Here is a 16,507-nt window from a genome sequence, read left to right as displayed (position 1 = left end):
ATCGCACCCCACTGGCTATTTTGGAGGTGCGAAATGAGCCGATTAGACAATAAAACAGCCATTATTACCGGCGGTGCAGCAGGTATAGGCTTAGCCACTGCGGCACTATTTTTACGTGAAGGTGCGAATGTTGTATTGGTTGACCTGCACGAAAATGACTTAGCGCAAGCGGAACAGGAGCTAGGCCACCCTGATCGCGTGTTTAGTGTTGCAGCCGATGTATCTAGCGAAACTGCGACGCAGAACTATGTGCAAGCCACACTTGCTCACTTCCATGGTCTGGATATCTTTATCAATAATGCCGGAATTGAATCGGCTACTGCACCGCTGCATCAGCAATCAACAGAGCACTTTGACCGAGTTATTGCGGTAAATTTACGTGGCGTATTTTTAGGTTTGAAGTATGTGCTACCACACATGCTGAAACAAAAATCGGGCAGCATTGTGAACATGTCATCAGTGGCAGGCCTTGATGGTTTCGCGAATTTAAGCCCTTATGTGGCATCAAAGCATGCGATAGTTGGACTCACTAAATCAGCAGCTTTAGAAGCTGGACCTTATGGTGTACGTGTTAACTCGGTACATCCGTCGCCAATTCATACTCGCATGATGCGGGCTATTGAAGAAACCTTAAACCCGGGGCGTGCAACTGAAGCACAAGCTCAATTTGAACAAATGATTCCGATGGGGCATTATGGCGAGCCATTGGATGTCGCGAACTTAATGTTGTTTTTGGCGTCTGATGAGAGTCATTTTATTACGGGTTGCCAGTATCGCGTTGACGGCGGTATGGGAGCTGGATAGAGAAAAGCAAAAGCGATATTAGATATTAGATATTAGATATTAGCGAGAGCTAGCGGGTGACGATGTTTAGAGGTCAAGCACAACAACAGTTTCGAGCTTATATTGCCCTGATGGCGATAGCTTGCGTGCTGTTTTTGTGTTGGAGCCAGCAAAGTAACTTAGGCTTAGCTGGCTGTCCATTGAAAACCCAGCAAGCTCAGCATCACCAAGCCGATGCCAGCACTGCGACACACTTGGCGGCTGACTGCGATGCGTCTGGCCACTTGTTGCAACAAGCACATGCGAATATTTTAGATGGCGGCGCTGCCTTATCTTTGTTTATTGTGCTGGTATTGTTGGTGCTCGCGCGGCAGGCTCCCGCACCAGTTGCACAATCGCCACCGCCACTTAGGCGATACCGACCCCACCTCGTATTTTGTGTGTTTAACGAGTAGACGAACTGAACCTCAGTTTTCGTCCATACGTTATGTTGTAAACACATGAGATAATTTTAATGAACATTCAAAATTTAATACGTGTACTGGCCTTCGCCGTTGCGATGATGCTTTTACCTGCTCAAGCGCAGGTGAGCACCTCGTGGGTGCAGCTAAAACAGCACGATGCTGTACAGGTTCGTTTACTGTTGCCGGGTAAAACCGATAGCACCGAAAATACAGTGCATGGCTTGCTGCAGGTCAAACTTACCGAGCCATGGAAAACTTATTGGCGCACGCCCGGAGAAGGTGGTGTTCCGCCTGACTTCTCTTGGCAAGACGCGTCGACTAACGTCAGTAATATTCGTTGGCAGTTTCCAGTGCCGCAGCGTTTTAGTGTGCAAGGCATTGAAACCGTTGGTTACCAAGGTGATGTTAGCTTTCCTTGGCTAATTGACGTGGCTGATTGGCAGCAAGAAACCACCATCAAAGGAACACTGACACTTGCCAGCTGTACCGATATTTGTGTCATTTCTGACTTTCCGTTAGAGCTGAGTTTTACGCCAAGTGAATTAACCGCCGACATGGATGCCATGTTTGTGTTTGAGCAGGCCCAGAGCCGCCTGCCGCACGTTAATCATCCACTTGTTGGTGTATCGCGCATGATCTGGTCAGCGCAACAACAGCAGCTTGAAGTCAGCGTTACACACAAAAAAGCCTGGCAGCAACCGCGGCTATTTGTTGACAGTTTGCACCCAGATCTCACTGATTTAGCCATTGAGCAACTAGAGCAACGCGTTGATGGCAACACCCTCACAGCACGTTTCGCCATTTCTCACTGGCTAGAGCTCCCCGACCTTGTTGGTGAGCAAATGCAGGTGACCGTGGCCGATCAAACGCTGCAAGCTGAACTTTCGAGTCAGGTAAGCGCAGGCTCGCTACAGGCGCACGATAATCCACAATCAACCAATACTGATCTGCCTAGTTTGGGAGTAATTCTAGGATTTGCTTTGCTGGGTGGCTTCATTCTTAACATTATGCCTTGTGTGCTGCCGGTTTTAGGGCTAAAACTGCGTTCTATTATTGTCGCTCCAGCACATCAGGGCGCTATACGTAAACACTTTATCGCCTCAGCACTGGGCATCGTGTTCTCGTTTGTGTTGCTGGCTGTCATGGTCATGGTGTTAAAAGCGAGTGGCCAGGCAATAGGCTGGGGAATTCAATTTCAAAACCCTTATTTTGTTGGTTTTATGGCGTTGGTTACCGCGATTTTTGCAATATCGGTGAGTGGCTTATGGCGTATTCAGCTACCCCATGGGCTGCAACAATGGGTAGCAAGTCGCGGTGATAACTCAACGCTTGGGCACTTTGTACAGGGCATGTTTGCCACCTTGTTAGCCACGCCTTGTACGGCACCTTTTTTGGGTACCGCAGTCGCCTTTGCGTTAGCGGCATCTAACCTCACGCTTATGTTGGTGTTTATGGTGCTTGGTGTGGGCATGGCGTTGCCGTGGCTATTGGTGGCGGCATGGCCGCAGCTTGCCACTAAGCTACCTAAGCCAGGTGCGTGGCTGCAATGGGTGAATCGTGTATTCGCAGTGTTACTTATGCTGACTTCGCTGTGGCTGGTGAGCATTTTAGTTAGCCAAATCATGCCAAATAATGCCGCAGCCACCGAGGTGAACACCGAGCAAACCCAATGGCAAACACTAAGTGGGCAAGCAATAGCACAAGCGTTAGCGGCGAACAAAGTTGTGTTTGTCGATGTAACAGCCGACTGGTGTGTGACTTGCCAAGCCAACAAATACAATGTGTTGACCCAGCAACCAGTAGCCGGTGCGCTGCAACAAGAGCATGTGGTGGCCATTCGTGGTGACTGGACGCGCCCGAATCAGCGCATTACTGACTTTTTAAAGGCCAACGGGCGCTACGGTGTGCCTTTCAACCAAGTGTATGGGCCTGGCGCGCCAGAAGGCATCATCTTGCCAGTTATTTTGACCGACCAAGCGGTGATAGAGGCGCTTAATCAAGCCGCTAGCCCGCAGCGAGGCACGCATGAAGCGAATTAAGCAAATACTGCTTTACGTGGTGTTGTTTCTGGCAATTAGCTTTGCTGTAGACGCTTGGCGTGGCCGTCACTTGCCCAGTGGCCCCATTGCTCCACTTACAGTGACGACACTGTCCGAAGGCACGGTAGATGTTCTTCAGCTTAGTCATGAGCAGCCGGTGGTGCTTTACTTTTGGGGCACTTGGTGTCCCATTTGCGAGCTGGTTTCACCATCGATTAATTGGTTAGCCGAAGACTATTCAGTATTTAGTATTGCCATTCGTTCCGGTGATGATACACAGTTAACCCAGTATCTAACCACGAATAACTACCAGTTTGAAACCGTGAATGACAGCACGGGAATGCTTGCTCAGCGTTGGCAAATTGTGGCGACCCCAACGGTCACCATCATTGCCAACGGAGAAATTGTTTCATATACCACTGGTGCATCAACGCCAGTGGGGTTATGGTTGCGCCTGCAGTGGGCGCGCCTAATGCACTAATTTTGGAGATGTTATGAAGTTTTTAGTGTCAGTATTTTTGAGTATTAGTCTAAGTTTTGCGGTAGCCACGTCGGTAAAAGCACAGCAAAAAAGCACCGAACAAGCCTCACAGCTTCAAGAAATCGAAGCTCTGTTGCAACAAAACCCTGAAATTATTCCCAGTGTGTTAGACAGCTTAAAAAGCTATATCGAAAATAAAGCAGCCGCGCAGAAGCGCAGCGCAGAACACGGGCCATGGTTGTTTGAGAATGATGAAACACACCCTTGGTTTGGGGCTAAAGAATCGGCTCTCGAAGTGGTGGTGTTTACCGATTATGACTGTCCATACTGCAAGCGCCTAGAACCACATTTACAAAAACTCGTTAGCGAATACGAACAATTAAAAGTGATCAATATTATGATTCCCTTGCGCCAAGGTGAAGTGGAAGGAGGGAAACTCAACCCCGCTGCTTATGCGCTGAATGTGTGGCAAAACCAACCTAAGCAATTTGCTGATGTGCATGAGTTGCTCTATGCCAAAAACGGCTTGCATACACAAAAGTCACTAGAGCAAATAGCACGTCGTACAGGTACTCGTTCGCAATTACAGAGCGAGAATGCAACGCCGACAATTATTTCACGTAACTACCAAGTGTTCCGCGATTTTGGTCTTAATGGAACGCCGGCCATGATCATTGGTGGTCGCATTATTCCGGGCTATGTCGAGTATGCCGACTTAGAAAAAGTGGTGATTGAGGCGCTACAACAAGCGCCGTCAAACTAAACGTGTCGATTAGTCGTCTAAGGCTTCGCGAATTTTGTTCGCGAGGTCTTGGCGGCGATAAGGCTTACTCAATAGCTTCACGCCGGGGTCTAATCGGCCATGATGAACAATGGCGTTTTCAGTATAGCCCGAGGTAAATAGTAGTTTCATGTCCGGATAGAGTTTATGCGCTTCGACTGCCAATTGTGGGCCATTCATACCGGGCATCACCACATCGGTAAACAGCAAGTCAAACCGCTGATTTTTCAGCATTTCTAATGCGTCATGCGCCGAGCTCTAGCTCTGAGTAAATTTTAATATGCCCATTGGACTGTTTGACGTAGCCATACACCATACTCAAGCCGAGGCCGCTACCTTTGCCGCGTTCTTTGGTGGTGAAAAATGGCTCGAAGGCATGGTGAATAACATCGGGCGCCATACCGGTACCCGTGTCGGACACAGAAATAACAATATATTCGCCGGGCGTGACTTCGGTATGGGCATGCGCATAGTCTTCGTCTAGCAGTGCGTTGGCGCTCTCAATGGTTAATTTCCCACCGCTCGGCATGGCGTCGCGTGGCATTGCTCTTGCGCTAAGCGGCGCATGACCTCGACACCGTCAGCGCCGGGCATGGCTAAATCGAGAATAATATGGGTTGGGTTCGAACTGCTGAACCTGTTTAAAAAATTCATCGGCCGCTGTGCATGACTGCGCAGTAAGGCCAGCTGCTTGCGCCATTTCGCGAATGGTGGAGCTAACTTGATGATCATCATCTAACACGAGCAGTCGGCCAGTGGTAAGCCTCATGAATAACACCTATATTAAGAATGTTAAGGTCACTTCAAGATATACCATAATTCATTTGTGACCTATCGAGGAAAAGTAACCAATTGTGAAAATACTGATGATAATTCTAGCTCCGCTGCTTATTTGGCAAGGAAAGCGGGTGCGCTCAAATACATTACGGTTGCCTGAGGCGGCCGGCGAGCGCGAGGGTGTTAGCGGTAACGGTGAGCCGATGCGCCTACTAATCTTGGGCGACTCGGCTGCTGCAGGTGTGGGCTGCAGCGTGCAAAGCGAGGCCTTGTGTGGCCGGCTAGTGAATCAATTGGGATTGCGCTATCGCGTGCATTGGCAGTTGTGGGCTAAATCTGGGTTAACCTGTGCCGGCATTCTTAAACTGGCCAAACAGCAGCCGGCAGGTGTACATTTTGATGTCGTTGTTATTTCTGCAGGCGTGAACGATGTCACGAAACGCACAACGGTTTCACAGTGGCGAGCTGACTTACTCAAGCTGACAAACTATTTACAAGTTGAGCGTGGCGCGCCAAGAATTATCTTCACAGCGGTACCGCCGATGCACAAATTCCCAGCGCTGCCACAACCATTGCGTTGGTTTATTGGGCAGCAAGCCAAACAATTGAATATAGCGCTGTGGCACCATTGCGTGGAAACAAACAATACGGAAGTAAAAAGTGTCGCCGCAAAGTGTGACTATCTTACGTTCGATTTTCCATTTGAACCTGAGTATATGGCCCGTGATGGGTTTCATCCGTCATCGAAAGCAGCGGCCTTGTGGGCCGATAGCGTGTTGACCAAGCTTGTTTAACCGCAGCGTATTAAACGCTCTCACCACAAACCCAGCCACTGCTCCAGGCCCATTGAAAGTTATAGCCACCTAGCCAGCCGGTTACGTCAAGTACTTCACCAATGAAATACAAGCCGGGTTGTAGGCGACTTTCCATGGTTTTCGAGCTGATTTGATTGGTGTCGACGCCGCCTAGGGTTACTTCTGCGGTACGGTAACCTTCGGTGCCATTTGGTTTTAGCGGCCACTGGTGCAGGGTGTCTGCAACGTGCTGTAATTGGGCATTACTGCAGTCTGCTAGGTTTTTGTCGGGCCAATTGTATTGCTCGCATAAGGTTAGGGCTAGCCGTTTTGGAAACCACTCTTGTACGGCGGTGCGTAGGCTCATGCGGGGGCGGCTTTGGCGCAGCGCAGTTAAGCTTTCAAAGACATTTTCTTGCGGCAATAAATTCACGGCAACGGTTTCACCAGGGTACCAATACGACGATATTTGCAGCATAGACGGCCCAGAAACACCACGGTGAGTAAACAACATCGCCTCTTTGAAGCTGGCGCGGTCGTTGCTCGCCACAACATCCACCGACAAGCCGGAAAGTTCAGCGTAACGCTGTTTGTCGGCATCGTGCAGGGTAAAAGGGACTAAGCCGGCACGCACGGGCACAATGCGGTGGCCAAACTGCTCAGCAAGCTGGTAGCCCAAAGGCGTTGCGCCGAGTTTCGGCATGGATAACCCGCCACAAGCCACCACCACTTTCTCGGCCTGCAACAACCCTTGTGACGTCTTCACCACGTAGCCATCGGCGCTATGGTCGACACCAAGCACCTCGGTGCGTAACTGCACGTGAGCACCGTATTTGCTGCACTCTTTCATCAGCATATTAACGATATCTTTGGCGCTGTTGTCGCAAAATAACTGGCCTAAAGTTTTCTCGTGGTACGCAATACCGTAGTCGTTAACTAAGCCAATAAAGTCCCATTGGGTGTAACGGCTTAAGGCTGACTTACAAAAATGTGGGTTTTCTGACAAGTAGTTTTCTGGGCTGGCGTACATGTTGGTAAAGTTACAGCGGCCACCACCCGAGATAAGAATTTTTTTACCTGCTTGTTTGGCATGATCAAGCACCACCACACGTCGGCCGCGTTTGGCTGCGGTGGCAGCGCAATGAAGGCCGGCAGCGCCGGCCCCAATCACAATCACATCATGTGCAGCGTGTTGCGACATTTACAACGCTTCAAGTACGTGCTCAGCGCTGCTGACGCCGTATGTTTTTTCGTCTTCAACAAATAAATGTTTAATCACACCATCAGTAATCACCATGGCGTAACGCTCGGCACGGGTACCGCCAAAGCTGCCTGTTTCTTTAATCAGGCCAAGCTCGCGGTGGTATGACGCATCGCCGTCAGCCAATAACATCACGGCGTCACCAACGTTTAATGCTTTGCCCCATGCTTTCATCACAAACGCATCGTTTACTGCAACGCATGCAATGGTTTGTACGCCTTTGGCGCGCAGTTTGTCAGCGTGCTCAACAAAGCCAGGTAAATGCTTCTCTGAGCAAGTAGGCGTGAAGGCGCCAGGTACGGCAAACAAAATATGCGTGCCTTTGGCAAATAGCTCGGCTGGGTCAAATTGCTGCATGCCCACTTCACCAAGTGCTGTTAACGTGCCAGCAGGAATACGATCATTCGTTTTAATCATGTTGTTGCTCCGGAAAATAAAGGTCAAAGCGGTGTTTTTTACTGATCACTTGTGCGTGAGGTTTTACACCGGCTAAAAAGTCAGCATGTTGTGGGCGTTTTACCACCACGCGCTGACGCGCAATACGTAATGCAGGTGCTAGCAGGGCGTCGGCGTCTTCGTCGCTGCCAACAAGTTGCTGAAACATTTGCATGTCTTTCTTTACGGCGGCTTTGGCTTTGCGATCACCTTTAGGGTACATCGGGTCTAAATAAACCACATCAAAACTGTCGTCGGTCAGCGCCGCTAATTCTGAAATATCAACAAAGTATAGTCGCTGCTGCCAATCTGGCATGGCGGCGTGCAAACGTTGCAATGCGTCTTGTAACAGCTGGCGCACTATGGGGTGGCGTTCGTTTAGCCCAACATGGGCACCTAATTGAGCAAGTACTAACGCATCGCGGCCAAGGCCAGCTGTAGCATCTAATAGACTAGGTGCTTTTAGTTTGTGCAGCGCACAGGCCCGCGCAATGGCTTCGTCTTTAATGCGCGCTTGCGCGGCCCGAAACGCATTTTTACCGGCTAAAAAATCAATGCGAAGCGGCAACATTTTGGGCTGTTCTAGCCAGCGCAGTTGCAAGCCATTGTCGCCTTGCTCGAGCACAAAGCCATTGTCGCTCATTAACGGCGTTCCATATCAATATGGGGAATATCGTCTTCAAGGTACTTGCCACTAATGGCGACAAACCCAAAGCTTTCATAAAAGGCTCGTAAATACACTTGCGCACCTAAACGAATGGGGAGCTGTGGGGTATAGCGTTCGCATACGTCAATGGCGCGCAGCATGAGCTCACGGCCATAACCGTGGCGACGTACTGACTCAGAAGTGAGTACCCGACCAATACGGCTATACCCGTTACTGCTTTCGCCTAAAAAGATTCGTGCATAAGCCACCACGCTTTCTTTGTCGCTATCGGCCCACAAGTGCAATGCTCTGTCATCGGCGCCATCCGCATCTAAATAAGGGCATGTTTGCTCCACTACAAACACCTCTTCGCGGCGCTGCAAAATTGCGTACAACTCGGTTGTTGTAAGTTCAGCAAAGCTTTTTAAATACCAGTTCATCGTACGTGCTTCCGTAACTGAGGATTTAAAGTAACGACGTTGCCAGTGCGTTGAGCGTATACGGCGAGTAGTTCGGCAACTTTGCCGCGGCTTTCGCCCTTAGGGCTAATAAAGCGCGACACTTGCAGGGTTTCTAACTGCGCCTTTTTATACAACAATCGCGTAAATTCAGTGTCGTGGTTACTTATCACCACCGGGATACCGCGTTTTTTGGCGGTATTTTCTGCGCGGCGTGCCAGTTCCGTTTGGTCATCCATACCAAACCCACCACAGGCGTAACTGGTGAAGTTAGCGGTTAAGCTCAGTGGTGCGTAGGGCGGGTCGCAATAAACCACGTCGCCTTGGCGGGCGCGGCGAAATACATTTTCGAAGCTCATGCAGGTAAAGGTAGCGCGTTTCGCTTTTTCGGCAAAAAACTCAATTTCCGCTTGTGGAAAATAAGGTCGTAAATACTGCCCAAAAGGCACATTAAACTGCCCTGACAAGTTGTAGCGACATAAGCCGTTGTAGCCATGACGATTCAGGTACAAAAATAACAACGAACGCTCATAAGGGTCGGTGCTTTGGTTAAACTGCTGGCGCAGCGCATAATAGGCATCGGCGCTGTTATTGGCATGCGTAAATAGTTTGCGTGCATCTTCAATAAAGCGTTTTGGACGACGTTTCACGGTTTTAAATAAGGTAATTAGATCCGGGTTCACGTCGTTCAGCAAATATTTCGGGTAGTCGGTGTTTAAAAATACCGAGCCAGCGCCAACAAATGGTTCAATAAGCTTATTGCCTGCCGGCAGCACTGCGGTTATTGGCTCAATAAGGTTGTATTTTCCGCCTGCCCATTTTAAAAAGGCGCGCTGCTTAATCATTAGTTGTGCTCATTGCTGTAATGGCTTGGCCAATAACCTGCCAGTCGGCCATGGGGCGTAAACTTGCGGCGCCAATGGCCGTTGGTAACACCAAGCGAACGGTACCGTCTTGTACTTTTTTATCACGTTGCATAAATGCTTGCCACTGCGCTAACGGCATTTTGGGTGCGCGTACCGGTAACTGAAAGGCTTGTAATAGGGCTTCAATACGAGCCATATCTGCGGCGCTTAACTCACCCAGCTGATGCATAAGCTTGGCCGCAATCACAGTGCCGGCAGCTACGGCTTCACCGTGCTTCCAAGTATCATAATGAGCGGCTTCAATGGCGTGCCCAAACGTGTGGCCTAAATTTAATAGTGCACGTACGGATTGTTCCCGCTCGTCGGCCGCCACAATGTCAGCTTTTATTTCGCAACTGCGCTGAATGGCATAGGTTAAGGCCCCGCTGTCGCGTGCGTTTAATTGGTTGACGTGGGCTTCAAGCCAAGCAAAAAATTCAGCGTCAGCAATAACGCCGTATTTTACAACCTCAGCAAGGCCGCAGGCGTAGTCGCGATCGTTCAAGCTAGCCAAGCAGTTGGTGTCAATCAGCACCCCTTGCGGTTGGTAGAATGCACCGACCATATTTTTGCCACCAGGGTGGTTGATCGCTGTTTTACCGCCGACAGACGAGTCCACTTGGGCCAATAAGGTGGTCGGAATTTGATAAAAGCGCACACCCCGCTGATAGGTAGCTGCAACAAAACCGGCCAGGTCGCCAACAACGCCACCACCCAGCGCAACCACAGCGCAGTCGCGATTAAAGTTATACTGAATGAGGGTGTCCATGATGGCGCCGTAATTGGCAAGGCTTTTAGCGCTTTCACCGTCGTCAATAGTATGCACAACCACATGGTGGCTTGCTAATTGCGCACGCACCTGATCAAGATATAGTGGGCCAACAACGGTATTGGTAATAATTAGAATTTGGTGCGGTAATACGTTGAACAGTGGGGTGCGAGAAAGTAGCCCTACACCAATATCAATTGCATAGCTGCGCTCACCCAGGCCCACGATAATCTGCTGTGTGGTTTTCTGCATGAGCGCCTCCGCGTGGCAATTAACGGGCTGTTATAAGCCAACCTTTTCAATAATCTGGTCAATGACCACTTTAGTGCTTTGCTCGTCAGTGCGCACTACAATGTCGGCAATTTCTTCGTACAAAGCATTACGCGCTTCGGCTAAGTTTTCAAGTACTTCGCGAGGGTTATCTGCTTCAGCAATTAACGGACGACGTTTGTCGCGTTGAGTGCGAGCAAGTTGCTTTTCGATGGTGGTTTGCAAATAGACCACCACGCCACGCGCAGACAGCCGATTGCGGCTTTCTTTGCTAAGAATTGAGCCACCGCCGGTTGCTAACACAATGCCGGTGTTTTCGGTGAGTTCTTCAATAACTTTTTCTTCGCGCAGACGAAAGCCTTCCTCGCCTTCTAACTCAAATACCCACGCAATATCGGCACCTGTGCGGCGTTCGATTTCGGTATCAGAGTCGTAAAATTCGAGGTGGAGTTGGCGAGCAAGTTGCCGCCCAATTGTGCTTTTACCAGCGCCCATAGGGCCAACTAAGAAAATGTTACGTTTTTCAGCCATATTGATGTGTTACTTCACTTATTTAACTAGCTGTGACTCACGGAATCCGGAGTGTCTCAAGACCTTCCTTAACCCAACCAAAAAGATGCGCGATTATCGCAAGTCACAGCTACATAAGCAAGGTTTACGGCGTATTCGTTACAATTCGTGGCGTCACGAAGATTAATAGCTCGCGTTTTTCATTCACCTGACTGTCGGTGCGGAACAACACGCCTACGTATGGAATATCGCCAAGCAACGGTACTTTCGAAATGTCATTCAAAATTTGCTGCTGATAGATACCACCTAAAACAATGGTCTCGCCGTTTTCCACCAACACTTGAGTGCTGATTTCTTGCGTGTCAATTGAAACAGCTGGGCCAGTTGGTGTACTGACAGTTTCACCACGGGTGTTTTGTGTGATCACTAAGTCCAAAATAACCCGGTTATCTGGGGTAATTTGCGGCGTAACGGTTAATCCTAAAACAGCCTTTTTAAACTGTACTGAGGTAGCGCCCGATGATGCACTTTCAACATACGGAATCTCTGTACCCTGCTCGATATAGGCTTCTTTTTGGTTCGCGGTGGTAATACGCGGGCTAGCAATAATCTCACCTTTGTTTTCTCGCTCAAGAGCCGACAGTTCAAGATCTAATAAACGACCATCGGCTAACTTAGCGACTTGGAAACCAATGGTGGCGGCCGGCGAAGCAATTGGCAAGTTCACATTAAAGTCGCCAGTGACGCTAGTGCCAGTGCCCCAAGGTAGCGGTTGTGAGGTATCTACGGAAGGCTCTGTAACGCCCCAGCGAATACCGAGTTCGTCGCTAATATTGTCACGTACAGTTACCATACGTGCTTCAATAATCACCTGTTTAACCGGCACATCAAGCACGTTAACCATGGCTTTAACGGTGGCAATTTGCTCTGAAGTATCACGCACTAACAAGGTGTTGGTACGCTCATCAACCGTTACGGCACCGCGAGTTGAAAGCAAATCAGAACTATCGGTGCGAAGTATTTGTGCAATTTCTTCTGCTTTGGCGTAGTTAATCTGAATGTAAGAACTTTCAAGTGGTGCAAGGTCTTGCATGCGTTGCTGACTCTCAAGCTGTTCTGCTTCACGTTGAGCCAACTCAGAAGCAGGCGCAACTATCAGAATATTCTGGTCATAGCGCTTATCTAGCCCTTTCACGCGCAAAATAGTTTCTAGAGCTCGCTCCCAAGGAACATTTTCTAAGCGTAAGGTAATGTTCCCAGTGACTGACTCACTGGCGACGAGGTTTAAATTGTTCTCTTCGGCCAAAATTTGCAGCAATTGGCGAACCGGGACATCTTGGAAGTTCAACGAAATTGGTTTCTGGCTCGACTTAGCTTGTGCTTCTTGTGCCGAGGCTTGAGGCGCCGGCATTAAATTCAAGCGAAGATAGCCATCAATTTGCTCAAGTTGATGTTTAAACTTGGCTTTACCGGCAATTTTAATGCGGCTATGGCGGCCATCACGGAAAGTTTCGACAAAGGCAACTGGCGTTGCAAATTGGCTAACGTCCAGCACATATAGCAAGTCTTCGGGTAAATCGGTGTCATACAGAATGACTTCAAGATCGTTGCCTTTCATGCGGGCTTCGTGCTCAACGTTGTCTTTATTTAGCGCAATACTTACCTGACCGACATCATTGGATAAACGGAAAAAATTAATGTTGGTAACCGCACTTCTGGTTGCATTTGCGATAGGCTTAGACTGCGTTTCGGTACGAACTTCAGCACGCTGCGGCTGTTGTGCTGCTGGCTTTTCTGCCGCTGCAGTTTTTGTCGCTGGCTCTGGTTTAGCCTTAGCCGGTTGCTTGGTTACCGGCCTGGTTGCCGGTTTTTCAACTGCCGGCTTAGCCGTGTTGGTAGCAGCTGTCGCTTTCGGTTGGTCGTCTTTGCTAGCCACAAACACCAACACCATCACTTCGCCAAAGCGGCTCATCAAGTGCTCTAACGGCTGTTTGGTGTGTACGCGAAGCATTAAGTCTTCGCGTTGGTGCTCAATTTCGACGTAGTCCAATAATGGGTGGTCATTTAGGTTCAACCGCCCATCAGGCATATTTGCTTTGGTACCAAGCAGCAAAAACTCATGCAAATTAGGGTTGCTGCTGCGTTGCACTACAGGTGACTCGACGCGTGTTGAAAAGTGCGCTTCTAAGTTAAAGCGATCTTTGTTCAGCGCAATCTGCTCAACCCGTAGAAGCTCATTTGCGGATACCGCCAGCGGCATCAACAACAGAAAATAAAAGGTACGGATTAAGTGCTTCATTAGTTCGAGCTCCTTTGCGAGTTCAGCAAGGTTAACGACACGTCACGTTGTTGCCAGCAACCGTCGCCAGTTGCTAACCATTCACGAATCGAAATTTGTTGGTTGGTAATCGAGATAATACGGCCGTTATCAAGGCCAATAAAGTCGCCTCGCTCTACGCGGAATAGTTTGCCATCGTTCGACACCAATAGCGCGACTAGCTGGCCGTTTGAGCGCATGGTTCCACTCAATGACAGCTGGTCAAGAGCAACCCCTTCAAGGTTGCCCTGCGGTTTGCCAAGCGTTGGTTGCGGGCAATTTTGCCCCACCCCAGGCTCTGGGCCGGCGCGCAATGGTGTTGGCTGAAATGGGTTACGAATATTCGACCCCGTATATTGAATACGCTCAAGTTCTGGCAGCTGTGGCGGTGGGCTAATACCGGGTTTAGCGCGTTGCTGAACTTGCGCGGTAAATTGCTCAAGATCTTGGTGACCGGTTGGCGCGCAGCCGGCTAACACACCTATTGCGGCAAGACTAATAACCAATCGCATCATGGTTTCGCCCTCAAGGTTTGTTGACGATAGGTTTGTGCGTTCACCGATAAGCTAAGCGTGCCGCCATCGTCTTGTAGCTGCATTTTGAAATTCTTCACACTGATGATGCGATCAAGGCTCGACATTTGGCCGACAAAATCACCAATTTGATGATACTCGCCACGTAATTCAATGCGCATGGGTAGGGCGGTATAAAACTCTCGAGGTTGCGGGTTTAGCCATTCAATGCGATCAAAACGCAGGCCACTGCGGGTACCAATCAAACTAATATCGTCCAGAAGTTTTGGCGTTTCGTCATCGTTTGGCAGCATGCTTAACAAGGTTTCTAAGTCACTGTTAAGTTGCTCTAGTTGCTCCCGATACAAAGGTAAGTTGACGGCCGTTGAGTATTTGGTTTCATAATCTTGTTTCAGCGTGGTCTCATTGGCTACTTCGCGTTTATATGCCGCCCATTCGTCGGCCAGAATGAAGTGGTAGGCCGCAGCTAACACGGCAATTCCAATAATAACCAACACCGCCATTCGAAACGGTCGTGGCCAAAACGGCAATTCGTTAATGTCTAATTCACGTAGGCTGTTCATACTCATTTTTTAGCTGCCTCCGCGCTAGCTGGCGGCACAATATTAACCACCAATGAAAAGGCATCGTAATCGCCACTACCGCGCGCATTGCGGCCACGTGATTGGGCATCGGCAGAAACAACACTACGTAAGTCCGGCTGCTCAAACACTGCGGACTCTCTTAAATTACGTAAAAATTCAGATACGCGGTTGTTGGAAATGCTGCGGCCACTGATAATCAGTTGCATGTCACGTTTTTCTAAAGCGTGCAAATACACCCCATCTGGCGTTCTTTCAGTTAACTCGTTAAAAATCGTAATGGCAGTGTTGCGGTCTTCATGCAGCGCCTGAATAAGCTTGATACGATTTAAAATCTCGCTCTTTTTCTTGTTAATTGAGCTAATTTCAGCAATTTGGCTATCTAGAATACGAATTTGCGACTGTAAATAGTTATTGCGGCGTTGCTGATAACTCTTGTAATCGCCGATGACCATATAAGCTGCACCAAAGATGACAGCTGCAATACCCACAGCAATACCTGCATGAATACCAAATCGTGTTTTGGCCCTTTGGCGCGCAGTTTCGCGCCAAGGCAGTAGGTTTACATGTGCCATGTCGCAAAACTCCGTAACGCGAGGCCAATAGCTTCAACAAAGCGCGGCCCGTGATTTTGTAAGTGGGAAAACTTACTGGGCAGAATAAAATGCTCGAACGGGTTCAGTGCATGCACTGGGTAGTCCACCTGTTCACTCAAAGCCTCAGTAATCATTGGCAACATAGCGCCAGTGTTAATTAAGAGTATTGAAGAAAAGCCTTTGTCCGCCGCGTTGCTTTGGTACATTTGTACACCGCGACTTACTTGGTTCCAAAGGTTACTCAAGAAGTCTTGAATAATTAACGATGGAAATTCATCAATATCACCCGAACGCAGTTTTGCCATGATTTCTCCATGGTCAATACTGCCGTCCTCATCAAGTGCACTGAGTAGTTGCGAAAGCCCACCCGACTGAAAGCGATGGAACGCCACTTCGCCTTGGTGAATGACAATAATTTGAATGGCGCTGGTACTAATATCTAAAATTAAATACGGCAGTTTGCTATCAAGAATTTCTGGGTGCATGTGTGGTAGCAAATGGCTGCACGCTCGCGCAATAGCTTGGTTGTCGACATCCATGATGGCAACTTTGTAACCGGCAGCTTCTAGCGCCTGCACGCGGCTATCGACACTAATTGTACGTGTTGCCGTGACCAATACACGTTGTTGCCCTGGCAAGGTTTGATGCTCACCTAAACTTTCAAAATCGTAGCGAACTTCGTTAATAGGGAACGGGATTAACGCTTCGGCTTCGCTTTCAATTTTTTCGGCGATGGCTTCATCATCAAGATCAAGACTCATGGGTACTTGCTTGGAAATGGCTTGGTTACCAGACACGGCAGCAACGGCAACCCGAGTGCTGCCCATGCGCTTACGTACCTGCGTAATCATTTTCGCAAGCTTTTCTATATCAGCAATTTCGTCGTCGGTAATTAAATTCTTCGGTAAAGCAACTTCAGCAACCTGCGTAATGTCATATGTGTCGCCGCTTGGTACAAGTTCAATTGCTTTTACGGCATCCGAAGCGATATCAATTCCTAGACCTGGCTTTTTTCCCAGACCAAATAGCCCCATAATGCTCCCCTAAAGTGGACCGGTGTTCCGGCATTATATTATTAAAATTGTTCTATGCCGAACCTCATATTAA

21 protein-coding genes are annotated in these 16,507 nt (G+C 48.9%); 6 read left to right on the top strand and 15 right to left on the bottom strand.

Annotated elements, in window-relative coordinates; genetic code table 11:
* The first annotated feature begins 33 nt into the window (after positions 1-33).
* The 5 genes from BM334_RS10385 to BM334_RS10365 all read left to right on the top strand — a co-directional run bounded on the left by BM334_RS10385 (position 34) and on the right by BM334_RS10365 (position 4,530).
* Positions 34-804, top strand: coding sequence for an SDR family NAD(P)-dependent oxidoreductase (locus BM334_RS10385; RefSeq protein ID WP_092841471.1), 771 nt, complete (start codon positions 34-36; stop codon positions 802-804).
* A 62-nt stretch (positions 805-866) separates the two neighbouring features.
* Positions 867-1,238 (top strand): hypothetical protein, encoded by a 372-nt coding sequence (locus BM334_RS10380; protein ID WP_092841469.1) that lies wholly within the window; start codon positions 867-869, stop codon positions 1,236-1,238.
* A 59-nt stretch (positions 1,239-1,297) separates the two neighbouring features.
* Positions 1,298-3,286, top strand: coding sequence for a protein-disulfide reductase DsbD family protein (locus BM334_RS10375; RefSeq protein ID WP_092841467.1), 1,989 nt, complete (start codon positions 1,298-1,300; stop codon positions 3,284-3,286).
* Positions 3,273-3,767: a protein disulfide oxidoreductase gene (locus tag BM334_RS10370; protein WP_092841465.1), complete on the top strand. Its 495-nt coding sequence runs from the start codon at positions 3,273-3,275 to the stop codon at positions 3,765-3,767. The genes BM334_RS10375 and BM334_RS10370 overlap by 14 nt, the downstream gene beginning before the upstream one ends.
* Before the next feature lie 13 nt (positions 3,768-3,780).
* Complete coding sequence (locus BM334_RS10365; RefSeq protein WP_092841463.1) at positions 3,781-4,530, top strand: DsbA family protein; 750 nt, start codon at positions 3,781-3,783, stop codon at positions 4,528-4,530.
* A 9-nt stretch (positions 4,531-4,539) separates the two neighbouring features.
* On the opposite strand, the gene BM334_RS12750 is transcribed toward BM334_RS10365, so the two are convergent.
* The 3 genes from BM334_RS12750 to BM334_RS10355 are packed head-to-tail and all read right to left on the bottom strand — an operon-like array spanning position 4,540 to position 5,317.
* On the bottom strand, positions 4,540-4,782 hold the full coding sequence (locus BM334_RS12750) for a response regulator (protein ID WP_198677346.1): 243 nt from the start codon (positions 4,780-4,782) through the stop codon (positions 4,540-4,542).
* A gap of 10 nt (positions 4,783-4,792) precedes the next feature.
* Entirely contained in the window at positions 4,793-5,092 is a 300-nt protein-coding gene (locus BM334_RS12745) for an ATP-binding protein (protein WP_198677347.1), read from the bottom strand.
* Positions 5,093-5,128: 36 nt separating this feature from the next.
* The gene (locus BM334_RS10355) at positions 5,129-5,317 is read right to left on the bottom strand and encodes a hypothetical protein (RefSeq protein WP_157981866.1); all 189 of its coding nucleotides are present in this window, start codon (positions 5,315-5,317) and stop codon (positions 5,129-5,131) included.
* A 139-nt stretch (positions 5,318-5,456) separates the two neighbouring features.
* Between BM334_RS10355 and BM334_RS10350 the strand changes: the two genes are divergently transcribed.
* Positions 5,457-6,119 (top strand): SGNH/GDSL hydrolase family protein, encoded by a 663-nt coding sequence (locus tag BM334_RS10350; RefSeq protein WP_157981867.1) that lies wholly within the window; start codon positions 5,457-5,459, stop codon positions 6,117-6,119.
* A 10-nt stretch (positions 6,120-6,129) separates the two neighbouring features.
* Here the strand turns inward: BM334_RS10350 and BM334_RS10345 are convergent, their stop codons facing one another.
* From BM334_RS10345 to pilM, 12 genes are all read right to left on the bottom strand, one after another.
* Complete coding sequence (locus BM334_RS10345) at positions 6,130-7,320, bottom strand: BaiN/RdsA family NAD(P)/FAD-dependent oxidoreductase (protein ID WP_092841457.1); 1,191 nt, start codon at positions 7,318-7,320, stop codon at positions 6,130-6,132.
* Complete coding sequence (locus BM334_RS10340) at positions 7,321-7,797, bottom strand: peroxiredoxin (protein ID WP_092841454.1); 477 nt, start codon at positions 7,795-7,797, stop codon at positions 7,321-7,323. It lies immediately after the preceding gene.
* On the bottom strand, positions 7,790-8,458 hold the full coding sequence (locus BM334_RS10335) for a class I SAM-dependent methyltransferase (RefSeq protein ID WP_092841452.1): 669 nt from the start codon (positions 8,456-8,458) through the stop codon (positions 7,790-7,792). The genes BM334_RS10340 and BM334_RS10335 overlap by 8 nt, the downstream gene beginning before the upstream one ends.
* The gene (locus tag BM334_RS10330; RefSeq protein ID WP_092841450.1) at positions 8,458-8,901 is read right to left on the bottom strand and encodes a GNAT family N-acetyltransferase; all 444 of its coding nucleotides are present in this window, start codon (positions 8,899-8,901) and stop codon (positions 8,458-8,460) included. Before BM334_RS10330 ends, BM334_RS10335 begins: the two co-directional genes overlap by 1 nt.
* Entirely contained in the window at positions 8,898-9,764 is an 867-nt protein-coding gene (locus BM334_RS10325; RefSeq protein WP_092841448.1) for a Dam family site-specific DNA-(adenine-N6)-methyltransferase, read from the bottom strand. The genes BM334_RS10330 and BM334_RS10325 overlap by 4 nt, the downstream gene beginning before the upstream one ends.
* Positions 9,757-10,845, bottom strand: coding sequence for a 3-dehydroquinate synthase (aroB, locus tag BM334_RS10320; protein ID WP_092841446.1), 1,089 nt, complete (start codon positions 10,843-10,845; stop codon positions 9,757-9,759). Before aroB ends, BM334_RS10325 begins: the two co-directional genes overlap by 8 nt.
* 30 nt (positions 10,846-10,875) lie before the next feature.
* Positions 10,876-11,394, bottom strand: a complete 519-nt coding sequence (aroK, locus tag BM334_RS10315) for a shikimate kinase AroK (protein ID WP_092841444.1) — start codon at positions 11,392-11,394, stop codon at positions 10,876-10,878.
* Positions 11,395-11,518: 124 nt separating this feature from the next.
* Positions 11,519-13,672, bottom strand: a complete 2,154-nt coding sequence (gene pilQ, locus BM334_RS10310; RefSeq protein ID WP_241970923.1) for a type IV pilus secretin PilQ — start codon at positions 13,670-13,672, stop codon at positions 11,519-11,521.
* Entirely contained in the window at positions 13,672-14,205 is a 534-nt protein-coding gene (locus BM334_RS10305) for a pilus assembly protein PilP (protein ID WP_092841442.1), read from the bottom strand. Before BM334_RS10305 ends, pilQ begins: the two co-directional genes overlap by 1 nt.
* On the bottom strand, positions 14,202-14,792 hold the full coding sequence (locus BM334_RS10300; protein WP_092841440.1) for a type IV pilus inner membrane component PilO: 591 nt from the start codon (positions 14,790-14,792) through the stop codon (positions 14,202-14,204). Before BM334_RS10300 ends, BM334_RS10305 begins: the two co-directional genes overlap by 4 nt.
* Complete coding sequence (locus BM334_RS10295; RefSeq protein ID WP_092841438.1) at positions 14,789-15,379, bottom strand: PilN domain-containing protein; 591 nt, start codon at positions 15,377-15,379, stop codon at positions 14,789-14,791. Before BM334_RS10295 ends, BM334_RS10300 begins: the two co-directional genes overlap by 4 nt.
* Positions 15,367-16,434: a type IV pilus assembly protein PilM gene (gene pilM, locus BM334_RS10290; protein ID WP_092841436.1), complete on the bottom strand. Its 1,068-nt coding sequence runs from the start codon at positions 16,432-16,434 to the stop codon at positions 15,367-15,369. Before pilM ends, BM334_RS10295 begins: the two co-directional genes overlap by 13 nt.
* Positions 16,435-16,507: the final 73 nt, after the last annotated feature.

The sequence above is a fragment of the Pseudidiomarina donghaiensis genome (assembly GCF_900116895.1).
Lineage (GTDB): Bacteria > Pseudomonadota > Gammaproteobacteria > Enterobacterales > Alteromonadaceae > Pseudidiomarina > Pseudidiomarina donghaiensis.
Note: the sequence above shows the minus strand (reverse complement) of the source record. Positions and strands in the feature narration are given on the sequence as shown.

Excerpts from the sequence above, each read along its gene's own strand:
- BM334_RS10385 (WP_092841471.1), top strand. The coding sequence starts at position 34 with ATGAGCCGATTAGACAATAAAACAGCCATTATTACCGGCGGTGCAGCA.
- BM334_RS10380 (WP_092841469.1), top strand. The coding sequence starts at position 867 with ATGTTTAGAGGTCAAGCACAACAACAGTTTCGAGCTTATATTGCCCTG.
- BM334_RS10375 (WP_092841467.1), top strand. The coding sequence starts at position 1,298 with ATGAACATTCAAAATTTAATACGTGTACTGGCCTTCGCCGTTGCGATG.
- BM334_RS10370 (WP_092841465.1), top strand. The coding sequence starts at position 3,273 with ATGAAGCGAATTAAGCAAATACTGCTTTACGTGGTGTTGTTTCTGGCA.
- BM334_RS10365 (WP_092841463.1), top strand. The coding sequence starts at position 3,781 with ATGAAGTTTTTAGTGTCAGTATTTTTGAGTATTAGTCTAAGTTTTGCG.
- BM334_RS12750 (WP_198677346.1), bottom strand. The coding sequence starts at position 4,782 with ATGCTGAAAAATCAGCGGTTTGACTTGCTGTTTACCGATGTGGTGATG.
- BM334_RS12745 (WP_198677347.1), bottom strand. The coding sequence starts at position 5,092 with ATGCCACGCGACGCCATGCCGAGCGGTGGGAAATTAACCATTGAGAGC.
- BM334_RS10355 (WP_157981866.1), bottom strand. The coding sequence starts at position 5,317 with ATGAGGCTTACCACTGGCCGACTGCTCGTGTTAGATGATGATCATCAA.
- BM334_RS10345 (WP_092841457.1), bottom strand. The coding sequence starts at position 7,320 with ATGTCGCAACACGCTGCACATGATGTGATTGTGATTGGGGCCGGCGCT.
- BM334_RS10340 (WP_092841454.1), bottom strand. The coding sequence starts at position 7,797 with ATGATTAAAACGAATGATCGTATTCCTGCTGGCACGTTAACAGCACTT.
- BM334_RS10335 (WP_092841452.1), bottom strand. The coding sequence starts at position 8,458 with ATGAGCGACAATGGCTTTGTGCTCGAGCAAGGCGACAATGGCTTGCAA.
- BM334_RS10330 (WP_092841450.1), bottom strand. The coding sequence starts at position 8,901 with ATGAACTGGTATTTAAAAAGCTTTGCTGAACTTACAACAACCGAGTTG.
- BM334_RS10325 (WP_092841448.1), bottom strand. The coding sequence starts at position 9,764 with ATGATTAAGCAGCGCGCCTTTTTAAAATGGGCAGGCGGAAAATACAAC.
- aroB (WP_092841446.1), bottom strand. The coding sequence starts at position 10,845 with ATGCAGAAAACCACACAGCAGATTATCGTGGGCCTGGGTGAGCGCAGC.
- aroK (WP_092841444.1), bottom strand. The coding sequence starts at position 11,394 with ATGGCTGAAAAACGTAACATTTTCTTAGTTGGCCCTATGGGCGCTGGT.
- pilQ (WP_241970923.1), bottom strand. The coding sequence starts at position 13,672 with ATGAAGCACTTAATCCGTACCTTTTATTTTCTGTTGTTGATGCCGCTG.
- BM334_RS10305 (WP_092841442.1), bottom strand. The coding sequence starts at position 14,205 with ATGATGCGATTGGTTATTAGTCTTGCCGCAATAGGTGTGTTAGCCGGC.
- BM334_RS10300 (WP_092841440.1), bottom strand. The coding sequence starts at position 14,792 with ATGAGTATGAACAGCCTACGTGAATTAGACATTAACGAATTGCCGTTT.
- BM334_RS10295 (WP_092841438.1), bottom strand. The coding sequence starts at position 15,379 with ATGGCACATGTAAACCTACTGCCTTGGCGCGAAACTGCGCGCCAAAGG.
- pilM (WP_092841436.1), bottom strand. The coding sequence starts at position 16,434 with ATGGGGCTATTTGGTCTGGGAAAAAAGCCAGGTCTAGGAATTGATATC.